The sequence below is a fragment of the Roseivivax sp. CAU 1761 genome (assembly GCF_054482755.1).
In genome coordinates, this window is record NZ_JBTLRM010000004.1 from 1 (window position 1) to 16,745 (window position 16,745).

Consider the following 16,745-nt stretch of genomic DNA (forward strand, 5'->3'; position numbering starts at 1 on the left):
AGCCGGCGCTCGCCGGCAGGCTCGGCCGGCGCGGCGGCGGCGGCGCGCTCCTCCGCGGTGGTGACGTCGAACTCCTCCGCGGTGCGCGCGGCGGCGGCCGGAACCCGCGAAGCGGCGGGGGCGGCGGAGGCCGGCGCGGCCGCGGCGCTCCCGGCGGCGGCGGCGGCGCGCGGCGCGGGTGATTCGCTCTGGCCGCCGAAGCGGTCGCGGATCTCGGCGCATCCGGCCGCGGCGAGCAGCGCGGCCAAGGTCAGGGCGGGGCGGAATCTCATGGCGTCAGACCTTTGTACTGTCTCGTTCTCGGGCGTGATACTTGCCCGGCCGTCCGGGAATTACTAGCTTGGGTCCATGACAGCACCCCTCATCGACCCGTTCCAGCGCCCGATCTCCTACCTTCGGGTTTCGGTCACCGACCGCTGCGATTTCCGCTGCGTCTATTGCATGTCGGAAAACATGACCTTCCTGCCCAAGAAGGAGCTGCTGACGCTGGAGGAGCTGGACCGCATGTGCTCCACCTTCGTGCGGCTTGGGGTCGAGAAGCTGCGCATCACCGGCGGCGAACCGCTGGTGCGGCGGGACATCATGACCTTCTTCCGGAGCATGGGCCGGCACCTCGAATCGGGGGCGCTCAAGGAGCTGACCCTGACCACCAACGGCTCGCAGCTGTCGCGCTTCGCGGGCGATCTTCACGCCGCCGGGGTGCGGCGGGTGAACATCTCGCTCGACACGCTCGACGAGAAGAAGTTCGCCGACATCACCCGCTGGGGCCGGCTGCCGCAGGTCCTGAAGGGCATCGACGCGGCGCAGCAGGCCGGCCTGCGGGTCAAGATCAACGCCGTGGCGCTCAAGGGCTTCAACGAGGACGAGCTCTTCGCGATGACCGAATGGTGCGCGGCGCGCGACATGGACCTGACCTGGATCGAGGTCATGCCGATGGGCGACATCGGCAACGAGGACCGGCTCGGCCAGTACTGGAAGCTCGACGACCTGCGGGCGCGGTTGGCAGAGCGCTACACCCTCACCGACCTGCCCGAGCGCACCGGTGGCCCGGCGCGCTACGTGTGGCTCGAGGAGAGCGGCCAGAAGGTCGGCTTCATCACCCCGCTCACGCACAATTTCTGCGAGAGCTGCAACCGCGTGCGGCTGACCTGCACCGGCGAGCTCTTCATGTGCCTGGGCCAGGAGGACAACGCCGATCTGCGCGCCGCCCTGCGCAACCATCCGGGCAGCGACGCGCCGCTCGAGGACGCGATCCGCGGCGCCATCGCGCTGAAGCCCAAGGGCCACGATTTCGACTATTCGCGGCAATCGGTGGACGGACGGGTGTCGCGCCATATGAGCCATACCGGCGGCTGAACGTCGCGCATCGGAGCGAGGGGCCAGCCCCTCGCGCTCCCCGGGATATTTTCCCTCAGAAGAAGACAGCGGCGGGCGCGAGGCGCTCCCCCTGGCCTTCTTCTGAGCAGAAATATCCCCGCCGGAGGCTCCGACGGCTCAGCCGGCGCCGCGCAGGGCGCGCTGGCCCGGGCGGCTGATCTCGCCACCCCCGATCGCCGCGCGCACCCCGGTGGTCGCGGGGCAAGAGGTCGGCAATCCGCGCAGCACCCGCACCGCGAGGAAGGCGAAGGCCTGCGCCTCCATCATGTCGCCGTCGAGCCCCGCCGCCTCCACCGGCTCCACCGGGCAGTCGAGCCCGGCGGCGATCATCGCCATCATCACCGGGTTGTGGCGCCCGCCCCCGGTGACCAGCAGCCGCTCGGGCGGGGTCGGGCAATGCTCGAGTCCGCGCATCACCGCCGCCGCCGACATCGCGGTCATGGTGGCGGCGGCATCGGCATCGTCGAGTTCGCGCACCAGGTCGAGCATCAGCGCGAAATCGTCGCGGTCGAGCGATTTCGGCGGCATGCGCAGGAAATACCCCTCCTCGAGGAACAGCTCGAGCGCGCCGTCCACGACCTTGCCGCGCGCCGCCAGCGCGCCGTCGCGGTCGAAGGGCTGGCCGCGGCGTTCGGTCAGCAGATCGTTGATCGGGGCATTGGCCGGACCGGTATCGAAGGCGAGGCAGGCGCCCTCCTCCTCGGGCCGCGCCTTGCGCGGGTCGATCCAGGTCAGGTTGCCGACGCCGCCGAGATTGAGCATCGCCAGCGGTTCGGTGGCGCCGATCCGCCGGGCGCAGGCGAAATGGTAGAACGGCGCCAGCGGCGCGCCCTCGCCGCCCAGGCGCACGTCGGCGGAGCGGAAATCCCACACCACCGGCACGCCCAGCGCGTCGGCGAGCGCGGCGCCGCAACCGATCTGGTGGGTGCCGCGGCCCCGCGGCTCGTGCGCCAGGGTCTGGCCGTGAAAGCCCACGAGTTCGGCACCCTCGAAGCGCGCCAGCAGGTCGAGATGGGCCCGCTCCACCACCCGCTCGGCCTCGGCCACGCCGGGCTCGCCGGGCCAGCGCCCGAGCGCGGCGCGCAGCACCGCGGTCTCGGCCGCGTCGTAGGGCCGGTAATCCCAGTCGCCGGTTTCCAGGATGCGCTCGCCATCGGTGACGATCATCGCCGCGTCGACGCCGTCGAGCGAGGTGCCCGACATCGCTCCGAGCGCCCGCATCGGCGCCGCCTCTCTCGCTGCCCTGCTCACCCGTCCCTCCGCGAAACTGCCGCGAAATGCGATTGGCCCCGCCGGTTCCCGGCGGTATAGCCTCGGGCGGCATTCTACGAGGGAAGACCCATGACCTACCATCCCAAATCGGATTTCATGCGCGTGATGATCGAGCGCGGCTACCTGGCCGACTGCACCGATTATCAGGCGCTGGACGATGCCCTCGCGGCCGGGATGGTGACCGCCTATATCGGCTACGACGCCACCGCGAAATCGCTGCATGTCGGGCATCTGCTGAACATCATGATGCTGCGCTGGCTGCAGAAGACCGGCCACCGGCCGATCACCCTGATGGGCGGCGGCACCACCAAGGTGGGCGATCCCTCGTTCCGCTCGGACGAGCGGCCGCTGCTCGGGCCGGAGCAGATCGCAGCCAATATCGACGGCATGAAGCAGGTCTTCGCCAAGTACCTGACCTATGGCGAGAGCGGCAACGGCGCGCTGATGCTCGACAATGCCGAATGGCTCGACGGGCTGAACTACCTCGACTTCCTGCGCGACATCGGGCGGCATTTCTCGGTCAACCGGATGCTCTCCTTCGAGAGCGTGAAGAGCCGGCTCGACCGCGAGCAGTCGCTGTCCTTCCTCGAATTCAACTACATGATCCTGCAGGCCTACGACTTCCTCGAGCTGAACCGGCGCTACGGCTGCGTGCTGCAGATGGGCGGCTCGGACCAGTGGGGCAACATCGTCAACGGCATCGACCTGACCCGCCGGGTCGCCGACCGCGAGATTTTCGGCCTGACCTCGCCGCTGCTGACCACCTCGGACGGCCGCAAGATGGGCAAATCGGCGGGCGGCGCCATGTGGCTCAACGCCGACATGCTGAGCCCCTATGAGTTCTGGCAGTTCTGGCGCAATTCGACCGACGCCGATACCGGCCGCTTCCTGAAGCTCTACACCGAGCTGCCGGTCGAGGAATGCGAGCGGCTGGGCGCGCTCGAGGGGGCGGAGATCAACGAGGCCAAGATCGTGCTCGCCAACGAGGTCACCACGCTCTGCCACGGCGCCGAGGCGGCCGCGGCGGCGGCGGCGACGGCGCGCGAGGTCTTCGAGAAGGGCGGCGTGGGCGACGACCTGCCCACCGTCGAGCTCGGCCGCGACGAGGTCGCCGGCGGCATCTCGATCGTGCAGGTGCTGGTGCGCTCGGGGCTGGTGAAGTCCGGCAAGGAGGCCAAGCGGCTGATCGCCGAGAACGGCGCGCGGATCGACGACCGGGCGCTCACCGATCCCGGCCTGGTGCTCGACGAGAGCGCGCTCAGCGCGCCGGTGAAGCTCTCGGCCGGCAAGAAGCGCCATGCCTTGGTGAAGCTCGCGCAATAACCCCGGTGACTCCGGGGATCCCGGCCGGGGCCGCGGCACGCTCTCCGCGGCCCGCCCCGCGCTCCTGCCCCGGGGCGGCGGCCTAGCGGCCGAGCATCCAGCGGCCGTCGGGCCAGAAGGCGTGGAAGGCGAAGGCGAAGAGCACGTCATGCGCCACGTCGCGGCCGCGCCCGTCGCGCACCCGGATCATGCCGATGTCGCGCCCCGCCCCGACCCGGCCGGCATCGAGCGCCGAGGCCTGGCCCGGACGCCAGTCGAGGCTCAGCCCGGCCTCTTGGATGCGTCCCTCGCGGGCCAGCCGCGACATCGGCCAGGCGCGGTCGCCGACCCGCACCACGCGCTCCAGCGCCGGGATGCCGTGCGGCGGCGGCGTGCCGTCATAGAGGAACGGCCAGCCCGAGCGGTCGTAGCCGCGATAGGGGTTGCGGCCGTAATCGCGGTTGTGCCGCGGCTGCGCCATCACCAGCCCCTGCGGGTGACGGTCGCGGAAGGCCTGCCAGCTTTCCATCCAGCTCGGCAGGGTGGCCAGCTCGCGGCCCGTCATGCGGCCGACGATGCCCTGCCCCAGCGCCTGCTGCCACCAGCTCTCGGTCTCGCGGTCGTACATCACCATGTCGGAGGCGCGGAGCTTGCCGGTGACGCCGAAGCTCAGCACCCGGCCCGCAACCCTGCGGTCGAAGGTCATCGCGGAATTGCAAAGCGGGCAGTAGGTCACCGCGACCGGCACCCCGCCGACGCTGTCGTTGACGATCTCGTGCCACATCAGATAGCGGATCGGATAGGCCCGCGGCGTGGCGCCGCCGAGCTCCAGCGTGATCACCGGCTCTTCGGGATCGAGCCCGCGCTTGTCCGCGGCGCGGACGAATTGCGGCTCCGACAGCGCCGGAATGCCGTCGCGGCCCGGCCCGCCGGAGCGGATCTCGGACCAGTCGGCGATGGCGCTGCGGCTGAAATCGGTCCTCGGAAACTCCGCCCGCCATTGCGACGGCTGGGCGATGGCGGCCCCGGCCCACAGAACCGCGGCGGCCAGAACGGCGATGATCCGCATGGCATTTCCTCCCCTGATGAGGGGAAAGCCTGCGCGCCCGCGCCGTTTCGGGCAATCGGGGGCCACGTCAACGTGACCCTGCGTGTGGCGCCGCGCCCCGGCGACCGGGCCGCGCCGCGGGCGCGTCACTCGGTGACGCGGACCTCCTGCATCACGTCGGGCGCCGCGGTGACCGCGCCGTTCGGCCCGGTGCCGCGCTTGATGGCGTCGACCACCTCCATGCCCTCGGTCACCGCGCCCACCACGGTGTACTGGCCATCGAGGAAGGGCGCCGCGTCGAACATGATGAAGAACTGCGAATTGGCGCTGTCGGGGGATTGCGATCGCGCCATGCCGACCACGCCGCGCTCGAAGGCGCGGTCGGAGAACTCGGCCGGCAGGTCGGGCCGGTCGGAGCCGCCGCGCCCGGCCATCGACAGATCGCCGCCCTCGCGGCCGAACTGCACGTCGCCGGTCTGCGCCATGAAGCCGTCGATCACCCGGTGGAAAACCACGCCGTCATAGGCGCCGGCCTCGGCCAGGGCGGTGATCTGGGCGACGTGCTCGGGGGCCACGTCCTCGAACAGGTCGATGGCGACGGTGCCCGCGGCCTCGCCCGCGATGTCGATCTCGAGCCCGGTCGCCGCGGCGGGGCCGGCGGCGAGGATCAAAGCGGCAGCGAGCTTACGCATCGGCGGCCACCTTGACCGAGATCATGCGGTCGGGATTGGCCGGCGGCTCGCCGCGGGTGATCGCATCGACATGCTCCATGCCCGCGATGACCCGGCCGTAGACGGTGTACTGGCCGTTGAGGAAATGGTTGTCCTTGAAGTTGATGAAGAACTGCGAATTGGCGGAGTTCGGGTTCGACGACCGCGCCGCGCCCAGGGTGCCGCGATCGTGCGGCAGCTTGGAGAATTCCGCCGGCAGGTCGGGCAGGTCGGAGCCGCCGGTGCCGGCCATGCGCAGGTTGAAATCCTGCTCCATGTTGCCGTTGGCGACATCGCCGGTCTGCGCCATGAACCCGTCGATCACGCGGTGGAAGGCGACGTTGTCATAGGCGCCGGACCGCGCCAGTTCCTTCATCCGCTCGGCGTGCTTGGGCGCCACGTCGGGCAGCAGCTCGATGGTGACGGTGCCGTCCTTCAGCTCCATCAGGATGGTGTTCTCGGGATCCTTGATCTCGGCCATGCGGGCCTCCCTGTCATGCGCTCGGGCCCGGTGGTAGACCGCGCCGCAGCGCTTGCCAAGGGGCGACGCCCGGGGGCCGCCGGCGCGGGCCGGGGACCGCCGGCGCCGCGCCGCCCGGACCGGCAGTCGGAGGCGGCGGGCCGGGCCCGCGCGCCCGGGCGCCGGGGCCGCCCTCCCCGAGGCCGCATTGACCTCCCGGCAGCGAGACGCCATTCCTCGGGCGCAACGCCTGGACGGAGGACTGCCGATGGCCTGGAAGACGCTCGACGACATGGATCTGGACGGCAAGCGGGTGCTCACCCGGGTCGACATCAACGTCCCGGTCGAGGATGGCCGGGTCACCGACGCGACCCGGATCGAGCGCGTCGCGCCGACCGTGCGCGACATCCTCGCCAAGGGCGGCACGCCGGTGCTCCTGGCGCATTTCGGCCGGCCCAAGGGCGAACGCCGCGACGACATGAGCCTGTCGCCGCTGGTGCCGGCGCTCGAATCCGCCTTCGGGGTTCCGGTGGCCTTCGCCGCCGATTGCCGCGGTCCCGGCGCCGAGGCGGCGCTTGCGGCGCTGAAGCCGGGCGAGGTGCTGCTGCTCGAGAACACCCGCTTCCACGCCGGCGAGGAGAAGAACGACCCGGGTCTGGCCGCGGAAATGGCCAAGCTCGGCGACGTCTATTGCAACGATGCCTTCTCCGCCGCGCACCGCGCCCATGCCTCGACCGAGGCGCTGGCGCGGCTCTTGCCGTCCTGCGCCGGGCGGCTGATGGCGGCCGAGCTCGCCGCGCTGGAGGCGGCGCTCGGCACGCCGAAGCGGCCGGTGATGGCGGTGGTCGGCGGCGCCAAGGTCTCGACCAAGCTCGACCTGCTGTCGAACCTGATCGAGAAGGTCGACATGCTGGTGATCGGCGGCGGCATGGCCAACACCTTCCTCGCCGCGCAGGGGCTCGATGTCGGCAAGTCGCTCTGCGAGCACGACATGACCGGCACCGCGCGCGAGATCGCCCAGAAGGCCGCCGAGACGGGCTGCGAGATCCTGCTGCCGCGCGATGTCGTGGTGGCGCGCGAGTTCAAGGCCGGGGCGCCGCACGAGGTCGTCAAGGCCGAGGATTGCCCGGCCGAGGCGATGATCCTCGATGCCGGGCCGGACAGCGTCGCGCATCTCGTCGAGGTCATGGAGCGCGCCGAGACGCTGATCTGGAACGGCCCGCTCGGCGCCTTCGAGATCGCCCCCTTCGACGCCGCCACCAACGCCGCCGCGGCGCGCGCCGGCGCGCTGTCGGCAGAGGGCAGGCTGGTCTCGGTGGCCGGCGGCGGCGACACCGTCGCGGCGCTCAACAAGGCCGGCGCGGCGGAGCGCTTCACCTACATCTCCACTGCCGGCGGCGCCTTCCTCGAATGGATGGAGGGCAAGACCCTGCCCGGGGTTGCGGCATTGGGGTAACAGTCCGGAAAATGGGGGATTCCCGGTCGGGCGCGGCTGTGGCATGGTCGCGACCAGCGCCCGGCCAACGCGGCGCGCCGAGGCAGTGACATGAGCCAGTTCCGTTCCCGCCCCTTCGGGCCCCTGACCTTCTTCGCCGGATCGGTGATGATCGGCGCCTATTTCACCTTCGCGGCGGTGCAGGGCGATTACGGCCTGTTCCGCCGCGCCGAGATCGAGGTCGAGGAGACCCGGCTGGCGGCCGAGCTGGCGCAGCTCGAGGCCGAGGTGGCACGGATGGAGAATCTCACCCGGCGGCTGTCGGACGATTACCTCGACGTCGACCTGCTCGACCAGCAGGCACGCGACGTGCTGGGGCTGCTGCGCGCCGACGAGGTCGTGGTGCGCTGAGGCGCCACCGCGCCGCCGCACCGCCCGCATGATCCGCCTCCTCACCCTCGCCCTCCTCGCGACGCTCGCCGCCGCCTGCGGCCGCGAACTCACCGGCAACGAACGCGCCTTCCTGCGCCAGGTCCATGGCGACCAGGTGAACCCGGCGCGGGTGCGCTTCCATGACGGGCATTTCGCCGGGGCCATCACCTATCGCCGTCCGGCCCGGCCGCGCCTGACCTGCCAGGAGCGGATCTGGCCGCCGCTGCAGGGCGAGACCGTCACCGTCTCGCCGGGGGCCACCACCTTCTTCAACCGCGTGCTCTACCGCGAGGATCTCTACCGCGCCGATTTCCTCGCCGGCTGGCCGCGCCGCATCGACCTCGCCGATGCCATGCTCTTCGCGCACGAGATGACGCATGTCTGGCAATGGCAGAACCGGCGCCGCACCGGCTATCACCCGCTGCGCGCCGCCTTCGAGCACGCCGCCAGCGCCGATCCCTACCTCTTCGATCCCGACGGCGCGGGTCGGACCCGCTTCGCCGATTTCGGCTACGAGCAACAGGGCGCCATCGTCGAGGAATATGTTTGCTGCGCCCTGCTCGACCCCGCGGCGCCGCGCACCGCGCGGCTCCGGGCGATGATCGCCGAGGCCATGCCGCTGTCCCGACTCGACCGGGTGCTGGCGGGCAGCGAGGTCGCCCTGCCCTGGTCCGGTGCCCAGGTGGCCGGCATCTGCCGCGGCGCGGAGGAAGACTGAGCCGTCCCGTCCCGCCGCGTCGTGTGTCGGTCGTCTGTCACATGGGGCGCGCGGTCAGTGCCGGGCCGCCCAATCGTCGAGCTCGCGCTCGGCCTGTTCCCTGGTGCGGCCGTAACGCTCCTGGATCAGGCCGGCCATCCGCTGGCGGTCGCCCTTGGCCTTCTGCAGGTCGTCATCGGTGAGCTCGCCCCATTGCTGGCGCGCCGCACCCTTGAACTTTTCCCAGTTGCCTTCGACTTGATCCCAATTCATGGCATTTGCCTCCTTGCTTGGGCATCTGCCGGGAAAACCCGCATCCGGGAATAAGGTTTCCCGCCCCCCGAAGCCTCGGCCAGATCCCGCCGCCCGGCCCCGGCCCCGGGCGCCGCAGGGATGCCCCGGAGACGCCCCAATAACGCTCAGGGACAGGGGCCCGGCTGGCGGACCGGGCGCCCGCCGCGCCGCGGGCGCCCCCGGCGCCCGCGGGGCCAGAGCAGCGCGCGCCCCGGACGGGGCGCGCCCCGCCGGATCACTCCTCCTCGAGGGAGCCGTGGATCGCCACCTGGGTGAGGTCGGCCTCGGGCGCCTCGATGACCCGGAAGGCCTCCCGCACCCCGGCGCCGGTCAGCTCGCGCGCCACCGTGAGCAGGGTGTTCGGAGCGTGATCGGCGCAGAGCTCGGCCATCTCGGCGATCTCGATCTCGGCCACGCGCCGGGCATCGGCCTCGCTGGGGGCGCCATAGACCTCGACGAAGTGCCGGGCCAGCCCGTCGGTCAGCCGGGCCAGCTCCGCCGCCTCGATCCGGGTCACCGCCACGAAGGTCACCCGGCCGAAGGTCTCGAGCCCGAGCCAGCCGTTCGAGAAGGCCTGCCGCGCCTTGCCCTCGAGATCGGCCTCGCCCCAGTTGGAAAACTCGAACCCGCCCGAGATGCACCATTCGCCGGTGCGGGCCGGGGAATGGAAGATGCGGGTGTCGCTCTCGTCGAAATGGATCGCGCGGGCCAGGTTCATGGCGTCTCCAGAAGGTCGGTCAGGGGCAGCAGACGGGTCTCCTCCCCGGTCTTCAGCAACAGGCCGAGCCGCTCGTCGAGCCCGACATGGCGCCCGGTCACGCCGAGCGCGGTGAGGCAGCCGCCGCGGCCGCGCAGCAGCGCCGAGAGATCGCGGTGCAGCGCCGCGGCGCCGGTCTCCTCCCAACCATGCAGCCAGACCAGGAAGTGCCGCGACCAGCTTTCCAGCAGGTCGAGCGGCGCCAGGTCGCCGCAGCCCTCGGCGTGCAGCGCGGTGATGTCGGGGGTCGCGCCGCCCTCGCCCGCCGGCGGCACGAAGCGCAGCGACAGCCCGATCACCAGCCAGTCCGGCACCGCGTCGGGGGCGCGCGACGGCGCCGCGGCGCGCAGCGTCCCGGCGCGCCCGTCATTGACCCAGACACCGCCCTCCCAGCCAAGATCGACCGGCACTTCCGGCGGCGCCAGCGCGCCCAGCGCGTTCTGCAGCGCCACGCCGGCCAGCGGCAGCATCTGCGCCGCCTCGGCGAGCGCCACCTCGGGCGCCAGGACCAGCGCCGCCTCGAGGTCGTCGCAGGGCGCGCGGTAGAGCACCAGCCCCGGCTCGGCGCCGGCCTGCGCCGCCGCGATGGCGGCGGCGAAGGGATCTCCGGGCACCGCGCGGCCCTCGAGCAGCGGCGGGAAGACCGGGGCGGCGTCGGCGATCATGCCTGACCGGCCTCGACAAGCCTCCGGGCGATGTCGCGGAACGACCGCGCCTGGCTGCTCTCGGGCTTCGAGACGACGATCGGCGCGCCGCCGTCGGAGGCGGTGCGGATGTCGAGATGCAGCGGGATCTCGCCCAGCAGCGGCACGCCCAGCGCCGCGGCCTCGCGGGCCACCCCGCCATGGCCGAAGATGTGCTCCTCGTGGCCGCAATTGGAGCAGATATGGGTCGACATGTTCTCGATCAGGCCGTGGATCGGCACGTTCATCTGGCGGAACATGTCAATGCCCTTGCGGGCGTCGAGCAGCGCCACGTCCTGCGGCGTCGAGACCACCACGGCGCCGTCGACCTGGAACTTCTGGCTCAGCGTCATCTGCACGTCGCCGGTGCCCGGCGGCAGGTCGACGATCAGCACGTCGAGCGCCCCCCATTGCACCTGGTTCATCATCTGCTGCAGCGCGCCCATCAGCATCGGACCGCGCCAGACCACCGCCTGGCCCTCGTTGGTCATCAGCCCGATCGACATCATGGTGACGCCGTAATTCCTCAGCGGCAGGATGGTCTTGCCGTCGGGGCTGGCGGGCCGGCCCGAGACGCCCAGCATGCGCGGCTGCGACGGGCCGTAGACATCGGCGTCGAGCAGGCCGACGCGGCGCCCCTCGGCGGCCAGCGCGCAGGCCAGGTTGGCCGACAGCGTCGACTTGCCGACGCCGCCCTTGCCCGAGGCCACGGCGAGGATGCGGTCGATGCCGGCGACCTTCTGCGGCCCCTGCGGGGCGGCGGGCTTGCGCGCGCCCTTGAGGTCCGGCGGCGGCTTCGGCGCCGAATGCGCGGTCAGCACCGCGGAAACCTGGGCCGCGGGGTCGAGCGACTTCACCACCGCCTCGCAATCGTCGCGCACCGGCTTGTAGCTCTCGGCCCGGGCCGGGTCGATCTCCAGCACGAAACGCACGTTCGTGCCCTCGACATTCAGCGCGCGCACCAGCCCGGCGGCGACCACGTCGCTGCCGGAGGCGGGATCGCGCACCGCCTTCAATGCGGTCAGGACCGCCTCGCGTGTCAGGCTCAAGCCGTTACCCCTTGATCGTGCCGGTGACGACGTGCTCGACGTCGAGCCCTTCGACGGTGATCACCGCCCGGGCCTGGTAGGTGCGGCCTTCGGGGCCGCCGGCCTCGCGCACCGCCTCCTCGATGGCCTGCTGCGAGGTGACCCCCACCTGCTTGAGAAATTTCCGCATCGACATGTTGAAATCGTCGCTCATCGGCGTGCTCCCTTGCGCTCGGTGAAGGCATTGACGTCTGTAGGACAGGCCCCATAGGCTTGCAAGCCATCGCCCGCCGGAAGGAGGAGCCGGCCCATGCGCGTTCTCGTGATCGCCGCCGCCACGCTGGCGCTGGCCGCGGCCGGGGCGGCCCGTGCCGAGGCCGAGGCCGACAAGGCGTTCCGCCTGACGGTGCCCCGGACCCTGGCCGAGACCGGCCTTCTCGACCACATCCTGCCGCGGTTCTCGCTGAAGACCGCGACCCGGATCACGCGGCAGCCGGCGCCGGACGGCGCCGCGGCCGGGCCCGGCGCCGGCAGCGATGCCGCCTTCGGCGCGACCGGGCGGCCGGTCTTCGCCGGGCCGAACCGGGTCTGGCACCTGGAACTCGGCGACGATCCCGATGCCCGGGCCTTCGGCGACTGGCTCGAGTCAGAGGCCGGACGGGCGGCGGTGGCGGGCTTCGCGCCCGAGGGCACCGCCCCCTTCACCCCGGTCGCGCGCGCGGCCGAGGCGGCGCCCGCCCCGGAGCTCGAGGGCGACGCGGCGCAGGGCGCGGCGCTGGCCCAGGCGCTCTGCGGACGCTGTCACGCGGTGCGCGAGGCCGACCGGCTGCGCACCATCGGCTCCACCCCCTCCTTCATGCTGCTGCGGGGCTTTCCCGACTGGCTCGCGCGCTTCCGAGGCTTCTACGCGCTGAACCCGCACCCGGCCTTCACCCAGGTCGCCGAGGTCACGCCGCCCTTCCCGGCCAACCGCCCGCCGCCGATCGTGCCGCTCGCCATGACCCTCGACGATCTCGACCACATCCTGGCCTTCGTGGAGACCGTGGCGCCGGCCGATCTGGGCGCGCCGATGGCCTATCGCTGACCCGCGCCGGCGGCCCGTGCCGCCGCGCGGTGACGGCACCGGGCCCGGCCTTGCGGCGGGCCGGAGCCCGGCGGCGCGTCAGTGGTCGCGGCGCTTCGACGGGCCGGGATCCGCGAGGTAGTCGTCGGTGGTGCGCACGCGGCGCGGATTGCCCATGGCGAAGGGGTTGTCGCCGGTGTGGAACTGCGCCCGCACCCGGCAATCGTCGCACATCTGGATCATCCGCGCCTGCGGGCTCGAGGCGAACATCGGGTGCTTGCCGGCGAGCTGCTCGGTGATCCGCTCGATGGTCGACTTGACCCCGAAGAGGGTGCCGCATTCGACGCAGGCAAACGGCTCCTCCTCGTTCAGCACGCGCTGCGACAGCGCGCCGTCGGTCAGGTCCATGCGCGGCTTGAGGGTGATCGCGTCCTCGGGGCAGACATTGGCGCAGAGCCCGCATTGCAGGCAGGCATCCTCCTGGAACAGCAGCTGCGGCTTGTCCGGGTTGTCGCCCAGCGCGCCGGAGGGGCAGAGCGACACGCAGGCCAGGCAGAGCGTACAGGCATCGGTGTTGCAGAGCACCGCGCCGTAGGGCGCGCCCTCGGGCAGGTCGAGCACCGCCTCCGGGCCGTTCAACGCCCGGGCCGCGACCCGCGCGACCTGCCGCCGCGTGCCGATGGGCAGCGCCGGCTCGGCCACCGGCGCCGGGGCCTCGGCGCCGTAGAGCGCGTCGCTCAAGCCGTCGGGATCGGCCGGATCGAGCAGGCGCACCCGCCCCTCACCGGCCATCGCGGCGGTCAGCGCGGCCTCGTGGTCGCAGGTCTCGCGCTCGGTCCGCGGCGCCAGCAGCAGGTCGACCCGGGCAAAGCCCGCGCCGAGCGCCGCCAGCATCTCGGCATGGCCGAACCCGGCCAGCGCCGGGGTCTCGAAGGGGATCACGTCGGCCGGCAGGCCGCGGCCGAAGCGCGCCGCCAGCGCGATCATCTCGCGGCCGTGCTCGGCGTCGTGGACCAGAAGGCGCGGCGCCCGTCCGCCGGCCTCGCGGAAGCTGCGGGCCAGCGCGTCGATGCGCCGGAACAGGCTGGACACCGGCGGCGCGTCGTAGGTGATCGCGCCCGACGGGCAGAGCGCCGAGCAGGAGCCGCAGCCGGCGCAGATCATCGGGTCGAGCGAGACGTGATCGCCGTCCGGCACCAGCGCCCCGGTCGGGCAGGCGTCGAGGCAGCGCGTGCAGCCGGTCTGGCGGGCCCGCGAATGGGCGCAGAGCGCCGGTTCGAGCCGGGCAAAGAGCGGCTTCTCGAAGGTGCCGACAAGCTGCACCGCCTCGACCGAGACCGCCTCCACGGCGCCGGGGGCGCGGGGATCGGCGCGCAGGTAGCCCTCGCGCTTCTCGGGGGCGGGAAAGAACGGCTGGCCGGCGGTCAGGTCGAAGAGGATGTCGCAGTCCGAGACCGCGCCGTCGCGCGGCTCGGTGAAGCCCGGCTGGCCGCGGCCGCCGGGCACCAGCTGGGCGAAACCGTCGATGCGGACCCGGAAGGCGCCGAGCGCGCCCTCGGCGCGGGCCAGCCGGCCGCGCACCACGTCGAAGCGGCGGTCGAGCGGCGGCTCGACGGCGTCGGTCTGCAGCACCGTCACCGCCAGCGCGTCGCAGAGCCGGGCGGCGGCGGCGAAGGCGGCCTCGCCGGGGCCGACGATCATGCAGGCGCCCTCGGAGACCACGTCGCGGCTGCGCGCCGGCGGCACCGCCACCAGCGCCTCGGCGGCCAACGCCGCCTGCTTGGGCCCGGCCCGCTCGGCCTCGTCGGACCAGCCGGCGCGGTCGCGCAGATCGACGAATCCCGGCGCCTCGACGCCGAGTTCGGCGGCCAGCTCCTCGAAGAAGGCGGTTTCCTGGCCGCAGGCCACCACCACCTCCTCGCCCGAGGACAGCGCCTGGGCGGCGCGCTCGGCCTGATGCTGGCAGAGGCCGGAATGCACGCGCGAGCAGCGCAGCCCGGTGGTGGCCTCGATCCGCTCGGGATCGAGGTGCTGGCTGCCGAGGCAATCGCAGAGCAGAAGGGTTCTGGACATGGGCACCTCCCCGATGCAGAGCGCCGCCGGGCGGGAGCGGCCGGGCGCGGGGCGCGGCAATCGGTATCCCGGATCACGTTTGCGGCAGGTCAGGCGGCAGGGATAACCGCCCGGCTTGTCAGAGACAAGGCCGCGCCCCTACGCTCACGAAACGCTGAAATGAGGTCATCCGTGCAGCTTGCCGAGCGAAAATCCGTTACCATGCCGATGGGCGTCATCGTGCGCCGCAGTCCCGGCGTCACCCGCTGGGCGAAATGGGTCTGGCGCCCGGTGGCGCTGCTGCCCAATGCCGGCCCCGCCGAGTGGAAGCTCCTGCGCGAGGACAGCGACGGCAGCGCCGAGTTCCATGCCGGCACCGTGCCGCTGACGCTCTGGCGCGGCGAGGCCGAGGCCTACCGCACGGCGCTGAGCGAGACCCCGCCCTGCTGCTACGCGGTGCTGCGCCCGGCCCCCGGCGCCGCCGTCCCGTGGCGCCTGCACATGGTCACCGCCTCGCCGCACGAGGCGGCGCTGTTCGCCCAGTCCGGCGACGAGATCGTCGAGAAACTGGCGATGCCGCAGGACCTGATCGGCTGGGTCGCGGCCTGGACCGCGACGCATTACGTGGAGGAACCCTTCGTGAAACGCAAACGCCAGAAGCATCGCGACGGCGCCCCGGGCGAAGGCCGCGGCGATCCGCGCATCGCGCCGGCCGACGATGTCTTCCGCGCCCCCACCGCGCGCCGGCATTCCGAGGACGGGCCGGAGGACGGGGCATGAGCCGGGGCATGAGCCGGGGCGATTTCTGGTCCCGTCGCAAGGCCCGGGTCGCCGCCGAGGAGGAGGCGGCGCTGCGCGCCGAGGAGGACGCCCGGGCCGAGGCCCGCGCCGACGCGTTGGAGGAGCGCAGCGATGCCGAGATCCTCGCCGAGTTCGGCCTGCCCGATCCCGACAACCTGAAGCCCGGCGACATGGTGGCGGGCTTCCTGCGCAAGGAGATCCCCGAACGCCTGCGGCGCCGGGCGCTGCGCGCGCTGTGGCGGTCGAACCCGGTGCTCGCCTGTCTCGACGGGCTCAACGATTACGATGGCGACTACACCAACGCGGCCACCGATGCCCCGGGGGTGAAGACCGCCTATCAGGTCGGCCGCGGCCTGACCCGGCATGTCGAGGAGATGGCGCGCCAGAAGTCCCTGGCGGAGAACCCGGAGGCGGTGCCCGCGGACGCGGATGCCGTGGCGGCACTTTCCGAGGAGCCGCGGGAACCGGCGGAAAATGTCTCACATGATTGTCATCCGGGCGCGGAGGAAACCGCCAATTCCGAAAATCCCGCAGAGGGCGGGGAGAAAATGCAGGACGAGGCAGTTGCTGCGCCTGCATCTACGACCAAAGTCGCAGTGGCTCCCCACCATTCGGCTGGAACAGTGATGAACACCCCGCCGGCGGTGTCCCGTCGTATGCGGTTCAGATTTGATACGGAGAGCTGATGACCGAACCCGTCCGGACCATCGAGGTAATCGAGGAAGACCGGCTGCGCGCCGATCTCTACGACTTCCTTGCGGTTCTGCTGGCGCGTCCGGCCGATTCCGCGCTCCTGGCCCAGACCGCGGCGCTGCAGGGTGACGCCGCCACCGATCTCGGCCAGGCGGTGGCGCGGCTCGCCGATTGCGCCCGGCAGGCCGATCCGAAATCGGTCGAGCGCGAATACAACGCTTTGTTCATCGGCCTCGGCCGGGGCGAGCTTCTGCCCTATGCCAGCTACTACCTGACCGGGTTTCTCAACGAGAAGCCGCTGGCGACGCTGCGCTCCGACCTGGCGGCGCGGCGCATCGCCCGCGCTCCGAACCGGTTCGAGCCCGAGGACAACATCGCCACGCTCTGCGAAGTGATGGCCGGGATGATCGACGGCCGCTTCGGCATGCCGGCGGGGCTCGAGGACCAGAAGACCTTCTTCAACCGGCATATCGGCCCCTGGGCCGGGCACTTCTTCGCCGACCTGGAGAAGGCCAAGACCGCGGTGCTCTACGCCGCGGTGGGCTCGGTCGGCCGCGCCTTCGTGGAGATCGAACGCGAGGCGTTCCGCATGTCGCCGGAGTGATCCGGCCCCGCCGCGCGCGGCGACCCCCCGTCCGACC

At 72.0% G+C, this 16,745-nt stretch carries 19 protein-coding genes and 1 pseudogene; 9 read left to right on the forward strand and 11 right to left on the reverse strand.

What is annotated here, in order from left to right; translation table 11 throughout:
- Positions 1-272 (reverse strand): annotated as a pseudogene (locus ACXYMW_RS03835) (hypothetical protein); the annotation flags it as partial.
- Between the two features lie 76 nt (positions 273-348).
- Here ACXYMW_RS03835 and moaA point away from each other — a divergent pair.
- Positions 349-1,356: a GTP 3',8-cyclase MoaA gene (gene moaA / locus ACXYMW_RS03840; protein ID WP_459033972.1), complete on the forward strand. Its 1,008-nt coding sequence runs from the start codon at positions 349-351 to the stop codon at positions 1,354-1,356.
- Between the two features lie 138 nt (positions 1,357-1,494).
- On the opposite strand, the gene ACXYMW_RS03845 is transcribed toward moaA, so the two are convergent.
- Positions 1,495-2,598 carry an anhydro-N-acetylmuramic acid kinase gene (locus tag ACXYMW_RS03845; RefSeq protein WP_459033973.1) on the reverse strand — a complete coding sequence of 368 codons (1,104 nt, stop codon included), beginning with the start codon at positions 2,596-2,598 and terminating at the stop codon, positions 1,495-1,497.
- Between the two features lie 120 nt (positions 2,599-2,718).
- Here ACXYMW_RS03845 and tyrS point away from each other — a divergent pair, with 120 nt between their 5' ends.
- Positions 2,719-3,972, forward strand: a complete 1,254-nt coding sequence (gene tyrS / locus ACXYMW_RS03850) for a tyrosine--tRNA ligase (RefSeq protein WP_459033974.1) — start codon at positions 2,719-2,721, stop codon at positions 3,970-3,972.
- Between the two features lie 82 nt (positions 3,973-4,054).
- Here tyrS and ACXYMW_RS03855 read toward each other — a convergent pair whose 3' ends face one another.
- From ACXYMW_RS03855 to ACXYMW_RS03865, 3 genes are all read right to left on the reverse strand, one after another.
- The gene (locus ACXYMW_RS03855; RefSeq protein WP_459033975.1) at positions 4,055-5,020 is read right to left on the reverse strand and encodes a DUF3179 domain-containing protein; all 966 of its coding nucleotides are present in this window, start codon (positions 5,018-5,020) and stop codon (positions 4,055-4,057) included.
- Between the two features lie 125 nt (positions 5,021-5,145).
- The gene (locus ACXYMW_RS03860; protein ID WP_459033976.1) at positions 5,146-5,691 is read right to left on the reverse strand and encodes a peptidylprolyl isomerase; all 546 of its coding nucleotides are present in this window, start codon (positions 5,689-5,691) and stop codon (positions 5,146-5,148) included.
- Positions 5,684-6,190, reverse strand: coding sequence for a peptidylprolyl isomerase (locus tag ACXYMW_RS03865; protein WP_459033977.1), 507 nt, complete (start codon positions 6,188-6,190; stop codon positions 5,684-5,686). Before ACXYMW_RS03865 ends, ACXYMW_RS03860 begins: the two co-directional genes overlap by 8 nt.
- Positions 6,191-6,437: 247 nt before the next feature.
- Here ACXYMW_RS03865 and ACXYMW_RS03870 point away from each other — a divergent pair, with 247 nt between their 5' ends.
- The 3 genes from ACXYMW_RS03870 to ACXYMW_RS03880 all read left to right on the forward strand — a co-directional run bounded on the left by ACXYMW_RS03870 (position 6,438) and on the right by ACXYMW_RS03880 (position 8,754).
- Positions 6,438-7,625, forward strand: a complete 1,188-nt coding sequence (locus ACXYMW_RS03870; protein ID WP_459033978.1) for a phosphoglycerate kinase — start codon at positions 6,438-6,440, stop codon at positions 7,623-7,625.
- Positions 7,626-7,715: 90 nt separating this feature from the next.
- Positions 7,716-8,015 (forward strand): FtsB family cell division protein, encoded by a 300-nt coding sequence (locus ACXYMW_RS03875; RefSeq protein ID WP_459033979.1) that lies wholly within the window; start codon positions 7,716-7,718, stop codon positions 8,013-8,015.
- 28 nt (positions 8,016-8,043) lie between these two features.
- Positions 8,044-8,754, forward strand: a complete 711-nt coding sequence (locus ACXYMW_RS03880) for a hypothetical protein (RefSeq protein WP_459033980.1) — start codon at positions 8,044-8,046, stop codon at positions 8,752-8,754.
- 54 nt (positions 8,755-8,808) lie between these two features.
- Here the strand turns inward: ACXYMW_RS03880 and ACXYMW_RS03885 are convergent, their stop codons facing one another.
- The 5 genes from ACXYMW_RS03885 to ACXYMW_RS03905 all read right to left on the reverse strand — a co-directional run bounded on the left by ACXYMW_RS03885 (position 8,809) and on the right by ACXYMW_RS03905 (position 11,709).
- Positions 8,809-9,006 (reverse strand): CsbD family protein, encoded by a 198-nt coding sequence (locus ACXYMW_RS03885; RefSeq protein ID WP_459033981.1) that lies wholly within the window; start codon positions 9,004-9,006, stop codon positions 8,809-8,811.
- A 256-nt stretch (positions 9,007-9,262) separates the two neighbouring features.
- Positions 9,263-9,745: a DUF6505 family protein gene (locus ACXYMW_RS03890; protein ID WP_459033982.1), complete on the reverse strand. Its 483-nt coding sequence runs from the start codon at positions 9,743-9,745 to the stop codon at positions 9,263-9,265.
- On the reverse strand, positions 9,742-10,449 hold the full coding sequence (locus tag ACXYMW_RS03895; RefSeq protein ID WP_459033983.1) for a biotin/lipoate--protein ligase family protein: 708 nt from the start codon (positions 10,447-10,449) through the stop codon (positions 9,742-9,744). The genes ACXYMW_RS03890 and ACXYMW_RS03895 overlap by 4 nt, the downstream gene beginning before the upstream one ends.
- Positions 10,446-11,516, reverse strand: a complete 1,071-nt coding sequence (locus ACXYMW_RS03900) for an Mrp/NBP35 family ATP-binding protein (protein WP_459033984.1) — start codon at positions 11,514-11,516, stop codon at positions 10,446-10,448. The genes ACXYMW_RS03895 and ACXYMW_RS03900 overlap by 4 nt, the downstream gene beginning before the upstream one ends.
- Before the next feature lie 4 nt (positions 11,517-11,520).
- Positions 11,521-11,709 (reverse strand): DUF6494 family protein, encoded by a 189-nt coding sequence (locus tag ACXYMW_RS03905; RefSeq protein WP_459033985.1) that lies wholly within the window; start codon positions 11,707-11,709, stop codon positions 11,521-11,523.
- Positions 11,710-11,805: 96 nt separating this feature from the next.
- On the opposite strand from ACXYMW_RS03905, the gene ACXYMW_RS03910 reads away from it, so the two are divergent.
- The gene (locus ACXYMW_RS03910) at positions 11,806-12,579 is read left to right on the forward strand and encodes a hypothetical protein (protein WP_459033986.1); all 774 of its coding nucleotides are present in this window, start codon (positions 11,806-11,808) and stop codon (positions 12,577-12,579) included.
- Between the two features lie 78 nt (positions 12,580-12,657).
- On the opposite strand, the gene ACXYMW_RS03915 is transcribed toward ACXYMW_RS03910, so the two are convergent.
- Positions 12,658-14,631, reverse strand: coding sequence for a 4Fe-4S binding protein (locus ACXYMW_RS03915; RefSeq protein WP_459033987.1), 1,974 nt, complete (start codon positions 14,629-14,631; stop codon positions 12,658-12,660).
- Between the two features lie 171 nt (positions 14,632-14,802).
- Between ACXYMW_RS03915 and ACXYMW_RS03920 the strand changes: the two genes are divergently transcribed.
- The 3 genes from ACXYMW_RS03920 to ACXYMW_RS03930 are packed head-to-tail and all read left to right on the forward strand — an operon-like array spanning position 14,803 to position 16,708.
- Positions 14,803-15,390, forward strand: coding sequence for a DUF3305 domain-containing protein (locus ACXYMW_RS03920; RefSeq protein ID WP_459033988.1), 588 nt, complete (start codon positions 14,803-14,805; stop codon positions 15,388-15,390).
- Between the two features lie 8 nt (positions 15,391-15,398).
- Positions 15,399-16,097 carry a DUF3306 domain-containing protein gene (locus ACXYMW_RS03925; RefSeq protein WP_459033989.1) on the forward strand — a complete coding sequence of 233 codons (699 nt, stop codon included), beginning with the start codon at positions 15,399-15,401 and terminating at the stop codon, positions 16,095-16,097.
- Complete coding sequence (locus ACXYMW_RS03930; RefSeq protein ID WP_459033990.1) at positions 16,097-16,708, forward strand: TorD/DmsD family molecular chaperone; 612 nt, start codon at positions 16,097-16,099, stop codon at positions 16,706-16,708. Before ACXYMW_RS03925 ends, ACXYMW_RS03930 begins: the two co-directional genes overlap by 1 nt.
- Positions 16,709-16,745: the final 37 nt, after the last annotated feature.